This is a genomic window from Corallincola spongiicola, from assembly GCF_004284785.1.
Classification (GTDB): domain Bacteria; phylum Pseudomonadota; class Gammaproteobacteria; order Enterobacterales; family Neiellaceae; genus Corallincola; species Corallincola holothuriorum.
In genome coordinates this window covers 50,056-67,884 of sequence record NZ_SHLY01000006.1, presented here as the reverse complement: position 1 = coordinate 67,884, position 17,829 = coordinate 50,056, and the positions used below count along the sequence as shown (strand labels likewise).

The 17,829-nt window shown below is 49.1% G+C and carries 15 protein-coding genes; 7 read left to right on the top strand and 8 right to left on the bottom strand.

What is annotated here, in order from left to right:
* Positions 1 to 107: 107 nt before the first annotated feature.
* Positions 108 to 1,382, top strand: coding sequence for a Xaa-Pro dipeptidase (locus tag EXY25_RS15095; RefSeq protein ID WP_130567452.1), 1,275 nt, complete (start codon positions 108 to 110; stop codon positions 1,380 to 1,382).
* Positions 1,383 to 1,482: 100 nt separating this feature from the next.
* Here EXY25_RS15095 and EXY25_RS15090 read toward each other — a convergent pair whose 3' ends face one another.
* From EXY25_RS15090 to EXY25_RS15080, 3 genes are all read right to left on the bottom strand, one after another.
* A complete protein-coding gene (locus EXY25_RS15090; RefSeq protein WP_114339558.1) occupies positions 1,483 to 1,695 on the bottom strand; it encodes a DUF2986 domain-containing protein in 213 nt (70 codons plus the stop codon).
* 253 nt (positions 1,696 to 1,948) lie between these two features.
* Positions 1,949 to 2,611 carry a hypothetical protein gene (locus EXY25_RS15085; protein WP_130567450.1) on the bottom strand — a complete coding sequence of 221 codons (663 nt, stop codon included), beginning with the start codon at positions 2,609 to 2,611 and terminating at the stop codon, positions 1,949 to 1,951.
* 84 nt (positions 2,612 to 2,695) lie between these two features.
* The gene (locus EXY25_RS15080; protein WP_130567449.1) at positions 2,696 to 4,621 is read right to left on the bottom strand and encodes a thrombospondin type 3 repeat-containing protein; all 1,926 of its coding nucleotides are present in this window, start codon (positions 4,619 to 4,621) and stop codon (positions 2,696 to 2,698) included.
* Positions 4,622 to 5,239: 618 nt separating this feature from the next.
* Between EXY25_RS15080 and EXY25_RS15075 the strand changes: the two genes are divergently transcribed.
* Positions 5,240 to 6,457, top strand: a complete 1,218-nt coding sequence (locus EXY25_RS15075; RefSeq protein ID WP_130567447.1) for a hypothetical protein — start codon at positions 5,240 to 5,242, stop codon at positions 6,455 to 6,457.
* Between the two features lie 185 nt (positions 6,458 to 6,642).
* On the opposite strand, the gene EXY25_RS15070 is transcribed toward EXY25_RS15075, so the two are convergent.
* Positions 6,643 to 7,533, bottom strand: a complete 891-nt coding sequence (locus EXY25_RS15070) for a LysR family transcriptional regulator (protein WP_130567445.1) — start codon at positions 7,531 to 7,533, stop codon at positions 6,643 to 6,645.
* Between the two features lie 295 nt (positions 7,534 to 7,828).
* Here EXY25_RS15070 and rimK point away from each other — a divergent pair, with 295 nt between their 5' ends.
* From rimK to EXY25_RS15050, 4 genes are all read left to right on the top strand, one after another.
* Entirely contained in the window at positions 7,829 to 8,734 is a 906-nt protein-coding gene (gene rimK / locus EXY25_RS15065; protein WP_114339579.1) for a 30S ribosomal protein S6--L-glutamate ligase, read from the top strand.
* Positions 8,735 to 9,763 (top strand): succinylglutamate desuccinylase/aspartoacylase family protein, encoded by a 1,029-nt coding sequence (locus EXY25_RS15060; protein ID WP_130567443.1) that lies wholly within the window; start codon positions 8,735 to 8,737, stop codon positions 9,761 to 9,763.
* 67 nt (positions 9,764 to 9,830) lie between these two features.
* Positions 9,831 to 10,262, top strand: coding sequence for an ATP-dependent zinc protease family protein (locus EXY25_RS15055; RefSeq protein WP_114339555.1), 432 nt, complete (start codon positions 9,831 to 9,833; stop codon positions 10,260 to 10,262).
* Between the two features lie 69 nt (positions 10,263 to 10,331).
* A complete protein-coding gene (locus tag EXY25_RS15050) occupies positions 10,332 to 11,708 on the top strand; it encodes a magnesium transporter (protein ID WP_130567441.1) in 1,377 nt (458 codons plus the stop codon).
* Between the two features lie 95 nt (positions 11,709 to 11,803).
* On the opposite strand, the gene EXY25_RS15045 is transcribed toward EXY25_RS15050, so the two are convergent.
* On the bottom strand, positions 11,804 to 12,466 hold the full coding sequence (locus EXY25_RS15045; RefSeq protein ID WP_114339553.1) for a response regulator transcription factor: 663 nt from the start codon (positions 12,464 to 12,466) through the stop codon (positions 11,804 to 11,806).
* Between the two features lie 265 nt (positions 12,467 to 12,731).
* On the opposite strand from EXY25_RS15045, the gene EXY25_RS15040 reads away from it, so the two are divergent.
* On the top strand, positions 12,732 to 13,955 hold the full coding sequence (locus EXY25_RS15040; RefSeq protein ID WP_130567440.1) for an Nramp family divalent metal transporter: 1,224 nt from the start codon (positions 12,732 to 12,734) through the stop codon (positions 13,953 to 13,955).
* A gap of 89 nt (positions 13,956 to 14,044) precedes the next feature.
* On the opposite strand, the gene EXY25_RS15035 is transcribed toward EXY25_RS15040, so the two are convergent.
* The 3 genes from EXY25_RS15035 to EXY25_RS15025 form a co-directional block, all read right to left on the bottom strand.
* Positions 14,045 to 14,368, bottom strand: coding sequence for a YdbL family probable chaperone protein (locus EXY25_RS15035; protein ID WP_130567438.1), 324 nt, complete (start codon positions 14,366 to 14,368; stop codon positions 14,045 to 14,047).
* 10 nt (positions 14,369 to 14,378) lie between these two features.
* Positions 14,379 to 14,570: a YnbE family lipoprotein gene (locus EXY25_RS15030; protein WP_130567436.1), complete on the bottom strand. Its 192-nt coding sequence runs from the start codon at positions 14,568 to 14,570 to the stop codon at positions 14,379 to 14,381.
* A gap of 79 nt (positions 14,571 to 14,649) precedes the next feature.
* The gene (locus EXY25_RS15025; RefSeq protein WP_165419381.1) at positions 14,650 to 17,712 is read right to left on the bottom strand and encodes an intermembrane phospholipid transport protein YdbH family protein; all 3,063 of its coding nucleotides are present in this window, start codon (positions 17,710 to 17,712) and stop codon (positions 14,650 to 14,652) included.
* Positions 17,713 to 17,829 lie beyond the last annotated feature (117 nt).

The window sequence follows — 17,829 nt, the reverse complement described above, 5'->3', positions numbered from 1 at the left end:
CCTCCCCATGGCATGCTGAAACGAAGCTGCCTGCAACTGATGTCGTAAATAGAACGAGGCAGCTAATTAAAACAATAAGTTAAAAACATTCCAGAGAGAGTTCATTTATGAAATGCAAAACAGTCACAGGGATCATGCTGGCGCTAAGCTGTGCGATATCCGGCATTGTAGACGCGGCAACCACCGTACTCACCGCAGACAATATGCTCGATGTACGCAGTGGCAAGCTACTAAAACAGCGATACATCGTTATTCAAGACGAACGAATTACGGCGATCACGGCGGATAAATCCACGCTACCTAAAGATGCCAAGATCATCGATCTGGGAGACAAATACCTGATACCCGGCTTGATGGATATGCACACCCACCTGATGGGCACGTTGGATAACAACTTCTACGCGCCACTGTTTCAGTCCCCCCACCGCGCCGTCATTGGTGGCGTGGTTAATGCGCAAAAAACCTTGATGGCGGGTTTTACCGTGGTGCGCGATGTTGGCGCCAGTGATTTTCAGGACGTAGCACTGCGTAACGCGATAAATGCCGGAGAAGTGCCGGGACCAAGAATGGCAGTATCGGGCCCTGCGCTAGGCATTACCGGTGGCCATTGTGATGACAACGTGCTCAACCATTCATTTGAGCAGAAAGGTGATGGTGTTGCCGATGGTCCTTGGGCGGTACGTCAGATGGTTCGTCGCAACGTAAAGTATGGCGTTGACCTAATCAAGTTTTGCGCCACTGGAGGCGTATTTTCCAAAGGGACTGTCGTTGGCCAACGCCAGTACACATTGGAAGAGATGAAAGCGATCGTCGATGAAGCCCACACTCATGGTCGCATCGTTGCTGCACACGCCCATGGTACCGAAGGGATCCGTTTTGCCATTGAAGCCGGCGTAGACTCCATTGAACATGCCAGCTTTCTCGACAAAGAGACCATCGCCATGGCGAAGGCTAAAGGCACTGCGCTGTCGATGGATATCTACAATACCGAGTACACCCTTGCCGAAGGCGCCGCCAACGGCGTACCAGAAGAGAACCTAAATAAAGAGCGGGAAGTCGGCACTATTCAACGTCAAAGCTTTAGCAAGGCAGTAAAAGCCGGCGCCTTTGTGGTTTTAGGATCTGATGCAGGTGTTTACCCCCATGGCGACAACGGTAAACAGCTAGCCCGCATGGTGAAATTCGGTATGACACCGATACAAGCCCTGCAAGCGTCAACCATAAAACCCGCAGAGCTGCTGAATTGGCAAGCTGATGTAGGCGAGATTAAGCCAGGGCTGTATGCCGATATCATCGCCGTTGACAGCAACCCGCTAAGCGATATATCGACCGTTGAAAACGTCAGCTTTGTCATGAAAGGTGGCGTGGTTTATAAGCAGTAGTCACCACACCAATAGCGTTTAAATAGCACCGAGGTGGTCAGCCATGCCGTTAGGGCGGCGGCCATCTCAATCGGCAATAGATGGTATATCGAAGAGCCGCTTAATCGGTTGCCGATGGCTCGGCATTGTCGCTGCTATCAGCCACATCAGCCGCGCTAGATGAACTCTGTTCTGTGGCAGACGCTTCAGCTAATGCCAACTTTTCCCTTTCAGCCTTGGAGATGTATCTCGGCTTATTGGTACTCTTCTGTCGATCAACCTTGCGCTTCAGGCGCTTCTTCAGCGTTTCATTTATCTTCTTTTTGCGGTTCATAAGGGTAAAGCTCTAGCAGCGTGATTGGCGCGTATTGTAGGCGTTTATCAATCGGGGTGCGAATGTAAATAGGGATCTCATCGCAAGGGAAAACACCTAGGATGCCTTGCGCTAAGGAAGGAGTGGAACATAGCCGATAATGTTGTCATATCAACGTTCACGCCACATAAACCCAATGGTTTAGGTTTCAAACAATTAAAAATGGGCAGTGATGATAATGACCGGCAGCAGAGGCTGCCGGTCACTAATACTTTTATTTACCTCTAGCACGACAAAAGCTTAGCGCACAACTGCCCCCTAGCAATAACAACCAAGTATATGGTGCTGGCACCTGCTCGATTGATAAAACGCTAGAGAAGTAGATGCTACTGTCACTTTGGTTATCTGAATGCTGCAAATAAAACGACATATCAGGCAATATATCGCTGATATTCATATCGATATAGCCAACCTCCCCCTCTTCCAGCAGAAAGTCCCAGCCTAGGGCAAATGATACGTCCTCGGGTGCCCTTTCAGGCACATTATTGGTGTTATCCAGCTCTCCGTCGATAACGTGTTGATAGATATCCCCAAAGATATATCCCGGTTCATCTATCTCCCAACTTTGGCCTATTTCTGTATGCCCTACTTTCGTTCCATACTCATTAATAAAGCTGTTGCTGGATTCATCAATCTCGTAATCAAGAAACAAAATAAACGCGTGCTGCCCCGCACCTTCAACCGTAAATCGAAGGGTGCCTAAATCATTGCTGCCTAACTCTCCCTCTGCATTAATTTCATTAGGATCGCTACCTTGTGACAAATCGCCATCCACATAAACGGCCCACTCATAAAGATCGATGACCGAAGCCATTGATGGCGATGTGGCAATTAATCCAACAACGGCGATAACCAAAAAACTAGGATTAGATTTCATAACGACGCTTCCTTGATCTGTCTTCATCATAAATAGAAATGCCACGCACTGAAAAACCGGCGACTTCAGTGCATGGCGAACGGATTAACGTGGTCGTGTTCGGCGCTCAACCGGAATAATGCAGGATTGGTTAGATTGCGAGGTCTCTCGGCCAAACTGATTTAAGGGAACAACGTAATAACAGTACTCGGTGCCATACGCTAATGCCTCATCCACAAAGACCGCATAGTTAGATGAAGTATCTCCAATATACTCAGCGTCACCGTCTGCCGTCGTACGGTAAATATTGTATGTAGAGGCACCAATGACAGGTGTCCACATAATGTTCGCTTTATCGGCCTTAGCCCTGACTTGCAGATCAGTAATGCGAACAAATGGGGTGGCATCACATAGATCACCGACACCATCATTATCGCTATCTATCTGATCAGGGTTGGGATCCAACGGACAATTGTCATCGGTGTTATTGACCAGGTCTCCGTCAATGTCGACATCACAGGCATCGCCCACGCTGTCACCATCAAGGTCTAACTGATCTGAATTGACGATACGTGGACAATTATCAACATGATCGGTGACACCATCACCATCAAGATCATTTTCACAAGCATCACCCACACCATCTCCATCAAGATCCCCCTGATCGCTATTTACGGTGAACGGGCAGTTGTCATACGGGTCATTTATCGAATCGTTGTCATCATCGGGGTCACAGGCATCACCGGCCCCATCTCGATCATTATCAGCCTGTGAGCTGTTCTTCACCTCAAGACAGTTATCGGAATCAGATATCACGCCATCGCCATCCAGATCTTTCACTAGATAGAATGCCGAAGTACCAGAGATCCTAGGTATATCCCACTGCGTTTCTAATCCATGAACGCTGCGCAAGCCACTATTAAAACGTTCTAGGCATCGAGGCTGACGGTGGATCTTAGCGATCCTACCTCCAACCAAATAGTCAAATGGCCAGCACGCATAACCAAATGGCCACTCATTGTGATAGGACTCCAATAGTAAAAAATACGGGGTGGACTGCATATAATCGTAGTCATAATTCCATACTTCATTTCCCCACCGAAAGAGGTCGAAATCATTACCTGAATTATAATTTAGTGAAAATCGGACACTCCCCCATTGTGGCGTTGCCAGTAATTCATAGGCAATTTTTCCCGCCAGCTGACTGATCTTTATTAGGTTGATATCGTCATGCACCTCCCAGCACAGACTAAAAGGTGGGTACCATACCGGACGACACGCTCGGTTTGGCTCAAACAGCATCGGGCCATAAACCTGGTGACCATCAACCTGTGTACTACCTGCGATCATGTCATGGGTACCTGGCACACGATATACTCGAATTGCGGTGTGCGGGCTTGCCGAACTGGGCATTGCAGGGGCAAAAAACAGGGCGCGCTCATCTTCTGCATACAAGCCAACAAAAAATTGCACACGCTCATCAAGCGTGAATAGATCGAGCTCGAATGCAAAGCTCTCGTCACCTCGTACCGGATCTAACGCAAAGATATTGACGGTGGGCACCTCGGCTTCGGAGTAGTTTAGGTTAATCTTATCCGCCAACATGATCGCCGAAATGCCGCCACGGCTGTATCCCAGCAGATTGACATGTACTGGTTGATTATGTTCAGCGACGACCTGATCAATATGGGCAATCGCTTCAAGCCATATCGCATCCCAGCCCCTAGAGAAATTCAGTGAGGGGATCCCCATCTGAAGCCAGTTATGAAAATTGTCCCCTGCGCCAGTGCCAATCCCATCAACATAAAATTTATGCTGATTAAGCTCACCACCGTTATTTTTATCCAATTGATAGTGATGCAAAGTAGGTAAAAGCACCGATCTACCGGTATCAGAGTTTGCACTGATATACATATTTGCTTTCACCCCAGTGCCACCTAAATAGATAGTGACCACTTGGTCTGCGGCCAGTGGTGCAGAAAAAAAACCGAGCAGAAAGATAGTCAAAAGCAGAAAAGAGTTTTTAGCCATATCGAATACTCCTTCTTGTTCTCATGAGAACGAGGAGCAGATACCACACCGACATTTAATCAGAACTTCAGACGAGAACAGTCCAAAGCAGGGAAGTCATTAATAAGTATTGCCAGAACCTGCCATATCACTTTAGAGGTAAAACAAAGCAATATTTACACCAAGAGATTAAACTTAGATAAATCATAAAATTAGCATGATGGGAAAATTTTCATCTTAGGCAACTGTAAAATAACCATACAATTAGTAGGTGTAATTAAACAATCTTAAAACTCGTATTCGCCCAATTGCTTCGCTATCCAAACTGTTCAGAAAAAGCATCGCGGCCATCCCATCTTAATCAAGATAGTTATAACCAAAAAGAAAACATTAATAACAATATTTATCATTCACCCCTATATCAGCACCTATACTCTACCTATCACATTAATTGAAATCACATAAATAGAATTAACCTAAGGACATTGTCATATTCAATATATTTTTATTTCGTAAATAATTTAGTGAAGATGAATCTTATTTCTTGGATCCACTTCTTACAAATTAAATATACTGTCTAGCTCTTTGAATTGTTTAATCCTATTGAAATTATTCAACATTTTCATAGGACATAGGAAAATGATTAAAACATGGAATGGTGTTCGTCGAATTGCGTTTATACCGGTTTGGAACAATCAAGTTGATTTTGAACCCCCAGCCAACTGGACTGAGCTAATCCAAGCCCGCGCTTTCTATGACCCTGACGCCGCATCAGGTTTAGACCTTTCATTACAACGTTACCTGCAAATCATGTCGTCCGGCAGAGCACACATTGAGGGAGCGGTGTTTCCGGTCGTTGAAGCCAGTGATGACGACACCATGGGTGCCGCGCTGAATTCCCTTCCCTCCAATCACGGGTATGACTTAGCGGTAGCGGTCTTGCCACACTCAACTGGGCCACATAGAGGCGGGTTTGCCTGGATGGGCGGTGCAGCAGTCAATGGCGTTTCGGACTTCGCCAGGGTCGCGATGTTCGATGATAGAGAACTGGGTCGAACGCAAAATATAGGCGTGTGGGCAATGGAAGTGCTTCATATCGTCACCTATTTTGGTGATCTATATAATGTCTCCCCCCAGCTCAATCGCTTTGATGTGATGGCATGTGGCTGCGGCACGCACCCGTCAGCACATACAAAATCCCATATAGGTTGGCTAAGTAGCAATGCCATTAAAGTTCACCCATTAGGCAAAACAAAAAACTACACGCTGCACGCTGTCTCCCTATTTCAGCCGGCCCCCTCGTGGCGAGCTACCGCCGTCAGAATTGAGTCAAAGAACGGCCCGGGTCATTTTTTAGTTGAGTGTCGGCTTACGATAGATGAATACGATGGCAGTAGTGCGGTTTCTCAAGGAATAGTAAGCGAAGGGGTCATTGTTTATGAAGTACAGGGAGAGACAGAGGTCTATTTAAAAACGCCGACAGCATTAAGGGCTGGTGAGAAATTTGAAGACGAAAGTGAAGATCTGATTATCTCAGTGACGGAATCTGCGGCCAACGGTTTTGTTATACAAGTTAAGTCCAAAGGAAAGAACCGATGTGTTCAACTATTTGAGCAGATAAAATCAATCAAACTGTCACTGGAAGTCGAAAATGACTTTTTCAGAAGAAAGCAGCTGATCGCTGAGCTTGCGCGGACACAAGAGAAATATCGTGCCTTGCATTGCTTAGTCTTGGAAAATCCCGCCACAGAAGTGGTACTCACCTCGGCTGTAGCCAGTTTGAGTGAACCCCAGAAAAAGTCAGAGGATGTTGAACAACCGACCAAGTCTAAATGCGACAAAAAAAATAAAGTTTAAACGAATCGGAGACTAGCTTGTCAGTATCGGTAACCACACAAGTTACCGATACGTGGCGACGCATAGGCTCAGGCGGCGGAATTGGCGCGTATTGTAGGTGTAAATTGGCACGGTGCAATTGTTCGTGGCCGTGCCACTACCTGTAATGATGCCCAATGAAAGGTTATCCACCAGATATCAGCTGGTTAGTCGTTAGAGCTATCACCCGCTTGTTGCAACAGATAAGGTGCTAACGGTTCCGTTTTATTGATTAAGCGTTGCACCTTCTCGATCTCGGTGAGCGCCGCAGCATCGGCGCGATAACTCAAATACACGGTACGCTGCCACCCCTGTTGATCGCTGACTAAAAACAGCTGTTCTGACTCTAAAAAGGGATCAACCATGGTTTTTGGCAAGTACGCTGCCCCGCTCTTTTGCAGAATAAAGTCGAGCGCGATGCGACCATTGGCGGTACGCAGATATGGCGGCGAAATTTTCGCATGACGTTCGGCATGCTCTGACGCAAATCGGGTGCCCCAATCAACATAAACATAGCGCTTAGATAGCGCTTGTTGTTCATCGCACTCCTCTGATGACACCAGCAACAGCTCCAATTCTGCCACCGGATGACAGATCAACTCATCAGATTTTAACGGGTCAAACGTCACCCCAATATCCAAAGTACGTTCAATCAACGCGCGGCTGATCTGCTCCCGGCTAATGGTTTCAGCGCAAAACGCATAGCCCGAAAAAGCCTCGGTCACGATACTCAGCCAATACTGTAAAAACGCATCCCAAATATTAGGTGTACCAGCGATAGCCAGTTGGATGGCATGAGCTTTGGTTAGCAGCAGCTCCGCTTTTGCCTGTTCAAGTGTTCGCACCATATTTTCGGCATAGGGGATTAAACGCTCACCGGCACTGGTTAGCTTGATGGCGTTACGGTCACGGACAAACAGCGTGGTATCAAAAAACATTTCCAACTGTTTAATTCTGGCACTGACGGCAGCCTGGGTAATATAGAGATTATTGGCTGATCTGCCGAAGTGCTTTTGTCTGGCAACCTCAAGAAATGTCCGGAAAACTTTAACGTCCATCACGCCCCCTTTTGACGAGCTTCGAGCCTAACAAACAAGTGTTGTGGTGACGATAAAAAAGATTAGTTTTCCCCCAACCGCAACAGAGACTAATGTCCACTCCAACATGACCACGCAATTAAAAGTAGCCCCGATTTTTTGGGCAATTTTTCAAAAAGTGGTCAAAAAAAACGTCGCAATAGCTGACTTTGAAACCATATTGATTGGCACAAAACGTCAACTAAAAGCACTGCGACAAACCTAAAGAGACATAGATAGTCACTATCAAAAAATGTTAGTGACAGGAGTGACGGCCATGCGCATTGCAATTTTGTCCCGCAACGAGAACCTCTACTCAACTCGCCGTTTGAAAGAAGCAGGCGAAGCCAGAGGACATGAAGTCGATATCATCGATACCTTGCATTGCTATATGGATATCACTAGCAGCAACCCCACCGTACGCTATAACGGCGAGGTACTGCCGGTTTACGATGCAGTGATCCCGCGTATTGGTTCATCGATCACCTTCTATGGCACCGCCGTGGTTAGGCAGTTTGAGATGATGGGCACTTTTTGCGTCAATGAATCTGTCGCCATCAGCCGTTCGCGCGACAAGCTGCGTTCATTGCAGCTGCTATCACGTAAAGGGATCGGCCTACCGCGCACCGGTTTTGCCAGCAAGCCTGACAAGATCCAGGATTTGATCAAAAACGTTGGCGGTGCGCCACTGGTGATCAAGCTCTTAGAGGGTACTCAAGGAATAGGCGTGGTGTTAGCAGAAACGACCAAAGCAGCAGAGAGTGTGATTGAAGCGTTTATGGGATTGAAAGCTAACATTCTGGTGCAGGAGTTCATTAAAGAAGCAGGCGGTGCCGATATCCGCTGTTTCGTGGTGGGCGACAAAGTGGTCGCGGCAATGAAACGCCAAGCAGCAGAAGGAGAGTTCCGTTCCAACCTGCACCGTGGTGGCGAAGCTCAGCTGGTGCGCTTAAGCAAAGAGGAGCGAGCCACCGCAGTAAACGCAGCCAAGGCAATGGGACTGAATCTATGTGGTGTCGACATTTTGCAATCTTCCCGCGGTCCAGTGGTGATGGAGGTGAACTCTTCACCTGGCCTGGAAGGGATTGAAAACGCCACCAACAAAGATGTGGCCGGACTGATATTTGATTTTATTGAGCGCAATGCCAAGCCAAATGCCAATAGAACGCGAGGAAAAGGCTAAATGAACACAGCAATGGTGATCGGCGGCGTAGAGATACTGCCCGGACAGGTACGCCAGCTTAAAGTGCCTGTGGCCAAACTGTATACCGACACAGATATGTCTATACCAGTTCATGTCACGCGCGCCAGAAAAGCAGGGCCAGTGGTGTTTGTGAGTGCAGCGGTACACGGCGATGAGCTAAATGGTATTGAGATCACTCGCCGCTTGATCGAAAAGAAGATCAAACTGCTCAAAGGCACCGTGATCGCGGTGCCTATGGTCAACGTGTATGGCGTGCTCAATCAAAGCCGTTATATGCCGGATCGGCGGGATCTCAATCGCTGCTTTCCAGGATCACCCAAAGGTTCGTTAGCTGGGCGAATGGCGCACATCTTTCTCCACGAGATAGTGAGGCACTGTGATTATGGTATCGACCTGCATACCGGCGCTATCCATCGTTCCAATCTGCCACAGATCAGAGCTAATCTGGACGATGAAGAAACCCTGTCGCTGGCGCGCGAGTTCGGTGTACCTGTGATGCTCAATGCCAACCTACGGGATGGATCTCTGCGGGAAGCAGCGGTAAGCAACGGCGCCAAAATACTGCTATACGAAGCAGGACAAGCGCTGCGCTTTGATGAGCTTTCTATCCAAAGCGGCCTCAAAGGGATCCTCAATGTACTCTCAGCATTGGGGATGATCCGAAAACGCCGCATTAGAAAGAAAATCGAACCCTTTGTTGCCAACCGCAGCGATTGGGTGCGCGCCTCAGCCAGTGGCATTGTTCGCGAGTATGCCACCCTGGGTAAACAGGTAGAAAAAGGCGATCTACTGGCAGAGATCAACAGCCCGTTAGGCGAATTGATCAGTCAGGTGGTTGCTACTCGATCAGGTATCGTGATTGGTAAACAAAATATACCTTTGGTACAGGAAGGCGAAGCCATGTACCACATCGCTTTCTTTGGTGATGACGCCGAAGAGGTGGCCGAGCACATTGAGATGATGCAGGAGATGGTGAAACCGGTTATCGCGGAACAAACCGATCTGTAATCGGTAGAGCGCCAGCATATCAGTATGCGCATGCCAACACTGGCATTGGGGTAATTAGGAGTCAAACATGGATACACGACTGATCATTGGCAACCTTGAAGTTTGCCACTTGCCACAGCTGGGTATTAAAGAGTTGCAGGTTCGGGTGGATACAGGGGCAAAAACCTCCTCCCTTCATGTGGATAATTTGGTGCGAGTGAAAACGAATGGCAAACCGCACGTCGAATTCGACTTGCATCCCGACGTTTACAATTTGGACGAAGTGGTGCGGTGCTGCGCAGCCGTGCATGACACGCGGCGAATTAAGTCATCCAATGGTGACATAGAGCAGCGCTACGTGATTAAAACCCTGTTTCAAATCGGTGGTCAGCAGTGGCCCATCGAGATCACCCTAAGTAATCGCCAGGAGATGACCTATCTGATGCTGCTGGGGCGTGAAGCTATGGGCGACAGAGTGTATGTCGATCCGTCTGCGACTTTTCTGGTTAGCGAAGGGTAAAACTCAACCCCATTTAATGGGGTTGAACGCTTCATCACAAGCAAGCGTCATATCACATAGGACACCATCATGGTCGAGAATACTGCCGTCCCAGAGTTCAACCAACCGCACGTCAACTCGGTGGTTTTAGCCCAGATTATTGGTGCCATTGATAGTGGTGATCCGGCCGCATTAGCCACGCTGAATGTGACAGAGCAGTTCAACGACGCAGACATTGCGAATCTGCTGGAGTCGATGCCAGAGAAGTACCGGGCACCACTGTGCCACGTTATCTCTCCAGCGCGTGCTTGGCCAATACTGCACCTGTTACAGTATGAAACAGCACGACACATTATCGGCCAGCTCAGTCGAGGCCAATTGCACCTGCTGATTGCGGCAGCCGTTGAGAAAGATATCCTCACTTTTGCCGAGATATTACCGCAAGAACTGGTCGATGAGTTTGTCGACCAACAGGAAGCGGCTGCCACTGAGCAACTACAAAAAGCACTCACGTACCAAGATGAAGAGGTGGGTCGCTACACCACTTATGATGTACTGCGTGCTCGTCCCAGCGCTACTGTGGCCCGCACCATGGAGCGGATGGATAAGGCGAAGCCGCGGCAATTTGTTGGTGTGTATGTGGTAGATGCCAACGGTGTATTTCATGGCGGCTGCACCATAGGTCAGGTACTTAGCGCGCCATCGGAAGCCAAGCTGATAGATATTTGCACGCCAATGGAATTGCTTTCTGATCGTCAAGATATCAGTGCCGCTGCGCGGCTACTTAATCCTGTGGAAGGCTTTGCCTGGCAGCCAGTACAGAAAGAGGGAAAGATTGTTGGCGCATTTGCCGTGTCACTATTGATGCAACGCCTAAAAGATAAAAGCTTAGAGGTACTAGCCTCGGATACGCCTCAGAGCGAAGAAGATCTATTTACCCCGGTTGCTGTCGCTGCCCGTGTCCGTGCTGTCTGGCTGACAGCGAATCTGCTGACCGCCTTTTTAGCATCGGCGGTGATTGGCCTATTTGAAGCGGCATTACAACAGGTTGTCGCACTGGCGATCCTGATGCCAGTCGTGGCCAGTATGGGTGGCATTGCCGGTAGCCAAACCCTCGCGGTAGCCCTACGCGGTATCGCACTAAACCACTTAAAGCGTGGCAACCTGAAACTACTACTGGATAAAGAGATAAAAATTGCTGCATTTAACGGTATCGGGCTGGGGCTGTTGATCGGTGCTGTGGTTTGGTATTGGTTTGATTCATTTACGCTCGGCGGGATCATTTTTGTCGCCATCGTATTCAATAGTCTGGCGGCAGCGTCGTCTGGCACGGTGATCCCATTTGTACTGAAACAGATGAAAGTTGACCCTGCCGTGGCTGGCTCAGTGATCCTGACCACGGTCACCGACGTGGTCGGTTTCATTATCTTCCTTGGCTTAGGTAGTTTGCTTCTCACTGTAAGCTAACAACGCCACGGCGAAGACTGTAAATCAACCGATAGAGCAAGGGGGCGATAACGCCCCCTTGCTTCATATCGAGTATCAAACCTGAAGTGCAATAACTAGTGCTCGAACCCAGTCGTTTCCTTATCAAGGTCCAGATGACTTAGGGCGATCACCGCCTGCGTGCGGTTGGTAACGCCAAGCTTTTTAAAGATCGCAGTCGCATGCGCTTTGACCGTCGCCTCAGAAACTTCCAGTTCAGGGGCTATCTGTTTGTTCAATAAACCTTCAGCAAACATCATCAGGATGCGGTATTGCTGCGGCGTCAGTGAAGCAACTTTTTCAACCATATCGTCAGCATCATGACCTTTCGGTTTCAAAGTGCCCTTGTCGGGCACAGAGATGCCACCATCGAGCACAGTTTGTACCGCTGCAACCATCGCTTTTGCTGACAATGATTTAGGGATAAAACCGCTGGCACCGGATTGGATGGCACGTTGTATGGTGTCGAGATCTTCGTATGCAGAAACAATCACCACCGGCAGATCAGGGTAGTGGCTGCGCATATGGATCAACGTAGAAAAGCCATGGGCACCGGGGATTTTCAGATCCAACAACAGCAACTCGATCTCTTGCGGCATATTCAGGCGCCGCTCTAGCTGCTCCACGTTTTCCGCTTCAAGCCACTCAACATCGGGAAAGGCTGGCTTCAGACTTTCCATAATCGCTTGCCGAAACAACGGATGGTCATCCGCCACTAACCAGGTAACTGCTTGACTCATATGCTTGCGATTCTAATAATTATTTGTTCTCAACCTAGCCCATTAACGGCAATATAAAAAGTGTAAAACAATCGCGTTGTGATATGCGTAGACTCCCGCTTGCCTAAACTCTGTCGATATACCACCCCATTACCCCCTTAATTTTTATCAAGATTATTGTGACCACAAGCACCACTTTGACGGGGTTAGGATTGCCTCTGACTGGTGTTACTAGCACACTGAAAAGATAGGAATAATAAAAGAGTGTCTAGAAGGCGCAGATAACATGGACAAGAAAACACTTTCTATCATCCTTCCCGGCTTGCTTATCGCAGCCACCGGCGTTGGAGCCGGAGACTTAGCCACCGCAGGGTTTGCCGGTAGCCACCTGGGGGTCGCCGTATTATGGGCGGTTGTATTAGGTGGCCTGCTGAAGTTCGCTTTAACCGAGGGGATCGCCCGTTGGCAATTGGTCAATGGTGACAGCCTGATCGACGGTTTTGCCCAGCGCTTTGGCAAACCTTTTGTTTATATCTTTCTTGCTTACCTCGTACTCTGGTCTTTCTTTGTTGGCTCGGCGCTGATCAGTGCCAGCGGTGTGGCGATGCATGCGCTGTTCCCCGTGTTTAGCGCAGGCACTGGAAAAATTGTGTTTGGCATTACCTGCAGTCTGTTGGGGTTGTTATTGGTCAGAGCCGGCAACTTTGCCCTGTTTGAAAAAATCATGGGCTTCTCGGTCGCCATTATGGTGCTGATAGTCTTTACCACCGCGCTTATCCTTTGGCCCGGCAACACCCAAGTGCTATCAGGTTTATTTCTCCCCTCGATCCCAGATGTTGATGGCAAAGGGTTGACCTGGACGGTCGCGCTTATTGGTGGTGTCGGCGGCACACTGACTATCTTCTCCTACGGCTACTGGATCCGTGAAAAACAGCGTATCTCACGAGAAGATATTGCTACCTGCCGTATCGACTTATTGGTGGGCTATGCCGTAACGATTCTGTTTGGCCTGTCCATGGTGATTATCGGCAGTACGGTCTCGGTTGAAGGTAAAGGCAGTGGCCTTATCATTAACCTCGCTGCCAGTCTGGAAACCGCACTAGGCACGACGGGTAAATGGATGTTTTTGGTGGGAGGCTTCTTCGCCATCTTTAGTAGCTTGCTGGGCGTTTGGCAGGCGGTGCCCTATATGTTTGCAGATCTAGTTAAACACTTAACGCCAGCAGGCAAAGAGCAGACGACCAGGTTAGCAGACAGATCCAGCTACCAACTGTTTCAGTTAGCCCTGGCGCTGCTCCCGATCATGAGCCTCTGGGTAAGCTTTAAAGAGGTGCAGAAAATCTATTCAGTATTTGGCACTTTCTTTATGCCATTTCTGGCCGTCGCGCTGCTCTACTTCAATAACCAAAAAGGGATGAAGTCAGACAAAAACAGCATGCTATACAATGGCATGCTGCTTATCACACTGCTGTTTTTTTCGTATGTGGCGTGGCAAAAGTTCTTTGGGTAAACGCTTTGTCACTGGCTCGTTAAGGTCAGAACCGAAAGAGTATGATGCAAACCTTCTCCCATAATGGGAGAAGGTTTAGCGATGAAAAATCACTTCTTCATCCAGGTACCATCGGCAGCCTGAATAAACTGCCCTGACGGGGTTTTATCAATCGCTTTCTTCCCTGCCAACACAGCGACCTGTTCTAACGTCAGCTGGTTTTGCTTGGCAATCTTTGCGTAAGCTTGCTGGCGTTTGGCATTAATATCGGTGACAAGTGCAGACACATCATCTGACGCCACGACGATCCCCAGGTAACCATCTAATTGCTCACCGACCAAGCCTTGAGATTTAGCTGCGTCCAGCGTTATGGCGGCAAACACTGAAGCACTCAACAGCAGGGCTAACAACCCCATAGATATCCGTTTAATCATAATGAACTCCTTAGAATAAACCTGAATCGTCACTGAACAGATCGTCCAGCTCTTTATCGACTTTAACCTTAATCTCGTGCTCGATTTTGACATTAAGGTTGATGGTTATTGGCTTCTCAGGGGCGGCGAGCTCCACCCTTGGCGTGCATGCGGCGGCGAACATTAACAAACACCCCATGATGATCAGGCGTTGTCTATTCATACTGGCTCCTTTGCCACGATGGTCTGACTGCTCCCATCGTTAGTTAATTAGATAGCTAGTTACTTAGCTAGTCCCAAAGTTATTTCTCAAGCTGTTGCTCTATCTGCTTGCGGAAACTATCGCCCATTCGTAGGCTTTTTAACAGCTCATACAGATTCTCTTGATGGCTATAATTCAGATGTATCGGTCTGGTTTCGTTCGGATTGCGACCATGGACGACCGCTTTGATATCCGCCAGGCCATCAGCTTGCATCGAGATATCGGCACTTAGCAGATTAACCTGCATCTGCTTCAGGTTATTTAACACCAAAGCAAGCGACGGATTGGCTAGCGCATATTGGTCAATCACCGTCGGGTCGCTAACCACAATATCAACCATGCCCCGATTAACCAAACGCCCGTTCTGTATACTCACGCCTGCCTCAGAAAGCTGCAACGGTAACATGGCATCTAGCTTACCTTTCAATGCCACTACTGGCTCTGATTGCAAAGCGCCAGCTTGTTGCAGATCCAACCCGCTAACCGACACCGCTTGATACTGCTGCGACGGATAACTTAACTTCGGTGCTGTCACATGACCACCCAGCAGATCAACACTGAGATCTGTCACCACGGCTTTTTGCATGTCAGCAGATTGTTCAAATACCCAGTCAGTGCTTGCTTGTTGCATTGATACACCGGTATACACCTCCCCCGCTTTCAGCTGCCCCTGCGCATTAATAACGAGCGCGTCGTTGAGAGTCGTCGTAAACTCAGTTGCAGTTATATCAACCTGCTCAAACAGCATTCCCGTGTATTCACCGCTAACGTCCGACAGCGTAAATCTGCCATCAACCTCAGGCGCTGGCGCTATCGGTTGCACCGGCTCCCCAGCCTCCTCTACTACGGGCAAAATATTCAGCGCCTTAAACTCGCCACTGAATCGCCCGTCACGTAAGGTTAGAACAGGGTCGATCAAGGGTGCAAACGGCGTGATATCAAGCGCGTTTATCGAAACCTGGCCACGATTATCTGCAAGCAACAGCTGCCCGGCGATGGTTTGCGGCAACGCCTGCGGAGACTCAAGGCTAAATGCCTGTTGCAGTGCATCAGCCACAGGACTGGCCGAGTAGTCGACGAGAATGTCGATAGGCTGATTCAAGTCATACGGCTTTAACCGCGCAGACACCTGCGGCAAAGGTAGCGGATCTAAGCCCCATTGCGCCGAGACGGCACTGCTGTTGAGCTGCAACCAAGCCGTCTCAGGCTGTGGCAATAGCGCAAACGGCGTCGCCAATTGACTATGCAATTGCCGTAAGACAAAGGGCTTGCTAGCGCCAGCAGTAGGTTCATGCTCAGTCATTGATGCCTGCTTTTCGATATCCGCATACAGGTCAAAACGATGCAACATCAGTTCTGGGGCAGATAACAGTCCATCTAAGCGCACCTCCGCCATGCTGTGGCCATTCACCGACACGGCATCTTGATGATAGGTTAACGGCGATACCAATGAGGCGATACCTGCCACGCGAGCGCTTGCCAATTCAGTCTCCAGGGCAATATTCAAGGATGCGGGCTGCTCGGCATCAGCGCCATAGGGGTGAGCAATGGCCAGGTCAATCGCAGCAAGCAGTGAGCTTTTCTCAAGATCAAACATCCCTCGGCTATCGGGTTGAATGCTTACCGTCACCGTTTCGGCCTGCTCCCCGAGCAGTACCCCCTGCCACTGCGCCTCTCCTTGATCGACAATGAACACTAACTGCTTGGTGTCACCCGCCAGCTGGGTAGACAACTGATAACGCAGCGGCGTATCCGCTAGCACCCCACTGCTCTGCCAGTGCCCAAGCAACGCCATATCAGCAAAGCTCAACTGGCCATCAAATTGCTGCCGATTGTTTGCCAATAATGGATGTTGGATCTGCCCAGTTAATTTCGTCTGCGCCTGTTCGTTATTCACCTGTAACTGGCCAGAAAATTCGGCGGAAAGAACGGACTGAGAAGCGGCAGGCTCCTCGGCACTCTCATCGTTATCGCTTGCCCCATATTGGGTAACGATTACCTTAGGCAACAGATCTACGGATAACGGCTTAAGCGTCAACGTCCACGGCGCGGTCAGTTCTGCGATCATGGCTGGCGCCGTCAAGTTCACCTGATTATGGCTAGGCTTGAGCTGTTGATAACGTGCGTTGAGCTCTCCGGATAATGGGATCGCCTCACGTCCCGTCAACTCATCTTTCGGCAACACCTGTTGCAGATCACCGATACTGGTCAGCGTAACGACCACCGGCTGAGTCGCACTTAAATCGGCACTCAGATCTGTCGATACCTCTAGTGCCAACTCATAGTTGGGCCAATCAAGTTCAATTTCGCTATCAACCAACAACGGCGAAGGCTGATTAGCCAGCGTTGCTTGGCTGATCTGCAACACTTGCTTGTCTCCCTCCCCCGAGACAGAAAACGGCAGATGGATCTTAGGTGACGGATACCAATCCAACGCACCGGATAACTGATAGTTAAGCCCATCGCTTTGCTGCAGGGTACCTCCCAATTGCAGCTGCCACTGCTCGGCTAAGCCGGTCGTCAGTGAAATTACTTCCTTGTTGGGAGACCAATGAAAATTAAGATCAACTGGCCACTCTTCACTTAACAAAGTGGGCAAAGATTGCGTCGCGGTAAGCAGGTTGGCTTGAGGATAAAGGGAACCACGGAGCTGCAAACCGTTCTCACTTATCTCGACTGCAACTTCACCACGCCCCCACTGCTCCACCACCAGATGAGTGACATCGAGCTCAATCCACGACAACCACAGGGGCAAATCAATGCTGGCAGCCTCACCGCCATCGTCGGCCGATGATGAGTCATCAGAGCTACCTGCGGCAGTAGCTGTGCCCTGCAAGCAAGCTTCGGCAACAAATACCGAATCGATCAGCATTCGTAATCCACGTCCTTTGTCGCCAACAAACTTGCGCATGTGGGATGCATCAAGCTGCTCAATATCGATATAGCATGCCGCCCGTTGCGGTGACTGCCAACGTAATTGCACAACAGAGATCTGTAGCGGATCCAGCTCAATAGAAACCTGTTCGACGCTAACCGATGTCGGCCAATAGAATTTCCAAACTACGGCCACGGCCAGTGCCGCCAAAAAGCTCAGCACTGTCACAATGACACCTAAGAAAATGCCAAATTTCAGCCAGCGGGAGGACAACAACGGTGATGTCTCGGAGGTCATTAATAACTAAAAAGACAGGGTTAATATCGTTATACAGTAGCATACACG

Coding starts and splice junctions, on each gene's coding strand:
- EXY25_RS15045 (WP_114339553.1), bottom strand. CDS start 12,466: ATGAGTCAAGCAGTTACCTGGTTAGTGGCGGATGACCATCCGTTGTTT.
- EXY25_RS15070 (WP_130567445.1), bottom strand. CDS start 7,533: ATGGACGTTAAAGTTTTCCGGACATTTCTTGAGGTTGCCAGACAAAAG.
- EXY25_RS15075 (WP_130567447.1), top strand. CDS start 5,240: ATGATTAAAACATGGAATGGTGTTCGTCGAATTGCGTTTATACCGGTT.
- EXY25_RS15095 (WP_130567452.1), top strand. CDS start 108: ATGAAATGCAAAACAGTCACAGGGATCATGCTGGCGCTAAGCTGTGCG.
- EXY25_RS15055 (WP_114339555.1), top strand. CDS start 9,831: ATGGATACACGACTGATCATTGGCAACCTTGAAGTTTGCCACTTGCCA.
- EXY25_RS15085 (WP_130567450.1), bottom strand. CDS start 2,611: ATGAAATCTAATCCTAGTTTTTTGGTTATCGCCGTTGTTGGATTAATT.
- rimK (WP_114339579.1), top strand. CDS start 7,829: ATGCGCATTGCAATTTTGTCCCGCAACGAGAACCTCTACTCAACTCGC.
- EXY25_RS15035 (WP_130567438.1), bottom strand. CDS start 14,368: ATGATTAAACGGATATCTATGGGGTTGTTAGCCCTGCTGTTGAGTGCT.
- EXY25_RS15090 (WP_114339558.1), bottom strand. CDS start 1,695: ATGAACCGCAAAAAGAAGATAAATGAAACGCTGAAGAAGCGCCTGAAG.
- EXY25_RS15050 (WP_130567441.1), top strand. CDS start 10,332: ATGGTCGAGAATACTGCCGTCCCAGAGTTCAACCAACCGCACGTCAAC.
- EXY25_RS15080 (WP_130567449.1), bottom strand. CDS start 4,621: ATGGCTAAAAACTCTTTTCTGCTTTTGACTATCTTTCTGCTCGGTTTT.
- EXY25_RS15060 (WP_130567443.1), top strand. CDS start 8,735: ATGAACACAGCAATGGTGATCGGCGGCGTAGAGATACTGCCCGGACAG.
- EXY25_RS15040 (WP_130567440.1), top strand. CDS start 12,732: ATGGACAAGAAAACACTTTCTATCATCCTTCCCGGCTTGCTTATCGCA.
- EXY25_RS15030 (WP_130567436.1), bottom strand. CDS start 14,570: ATGAATAGACAACGCCTGATCATCATGGGGTGTTTGTTAATGTTCGCC.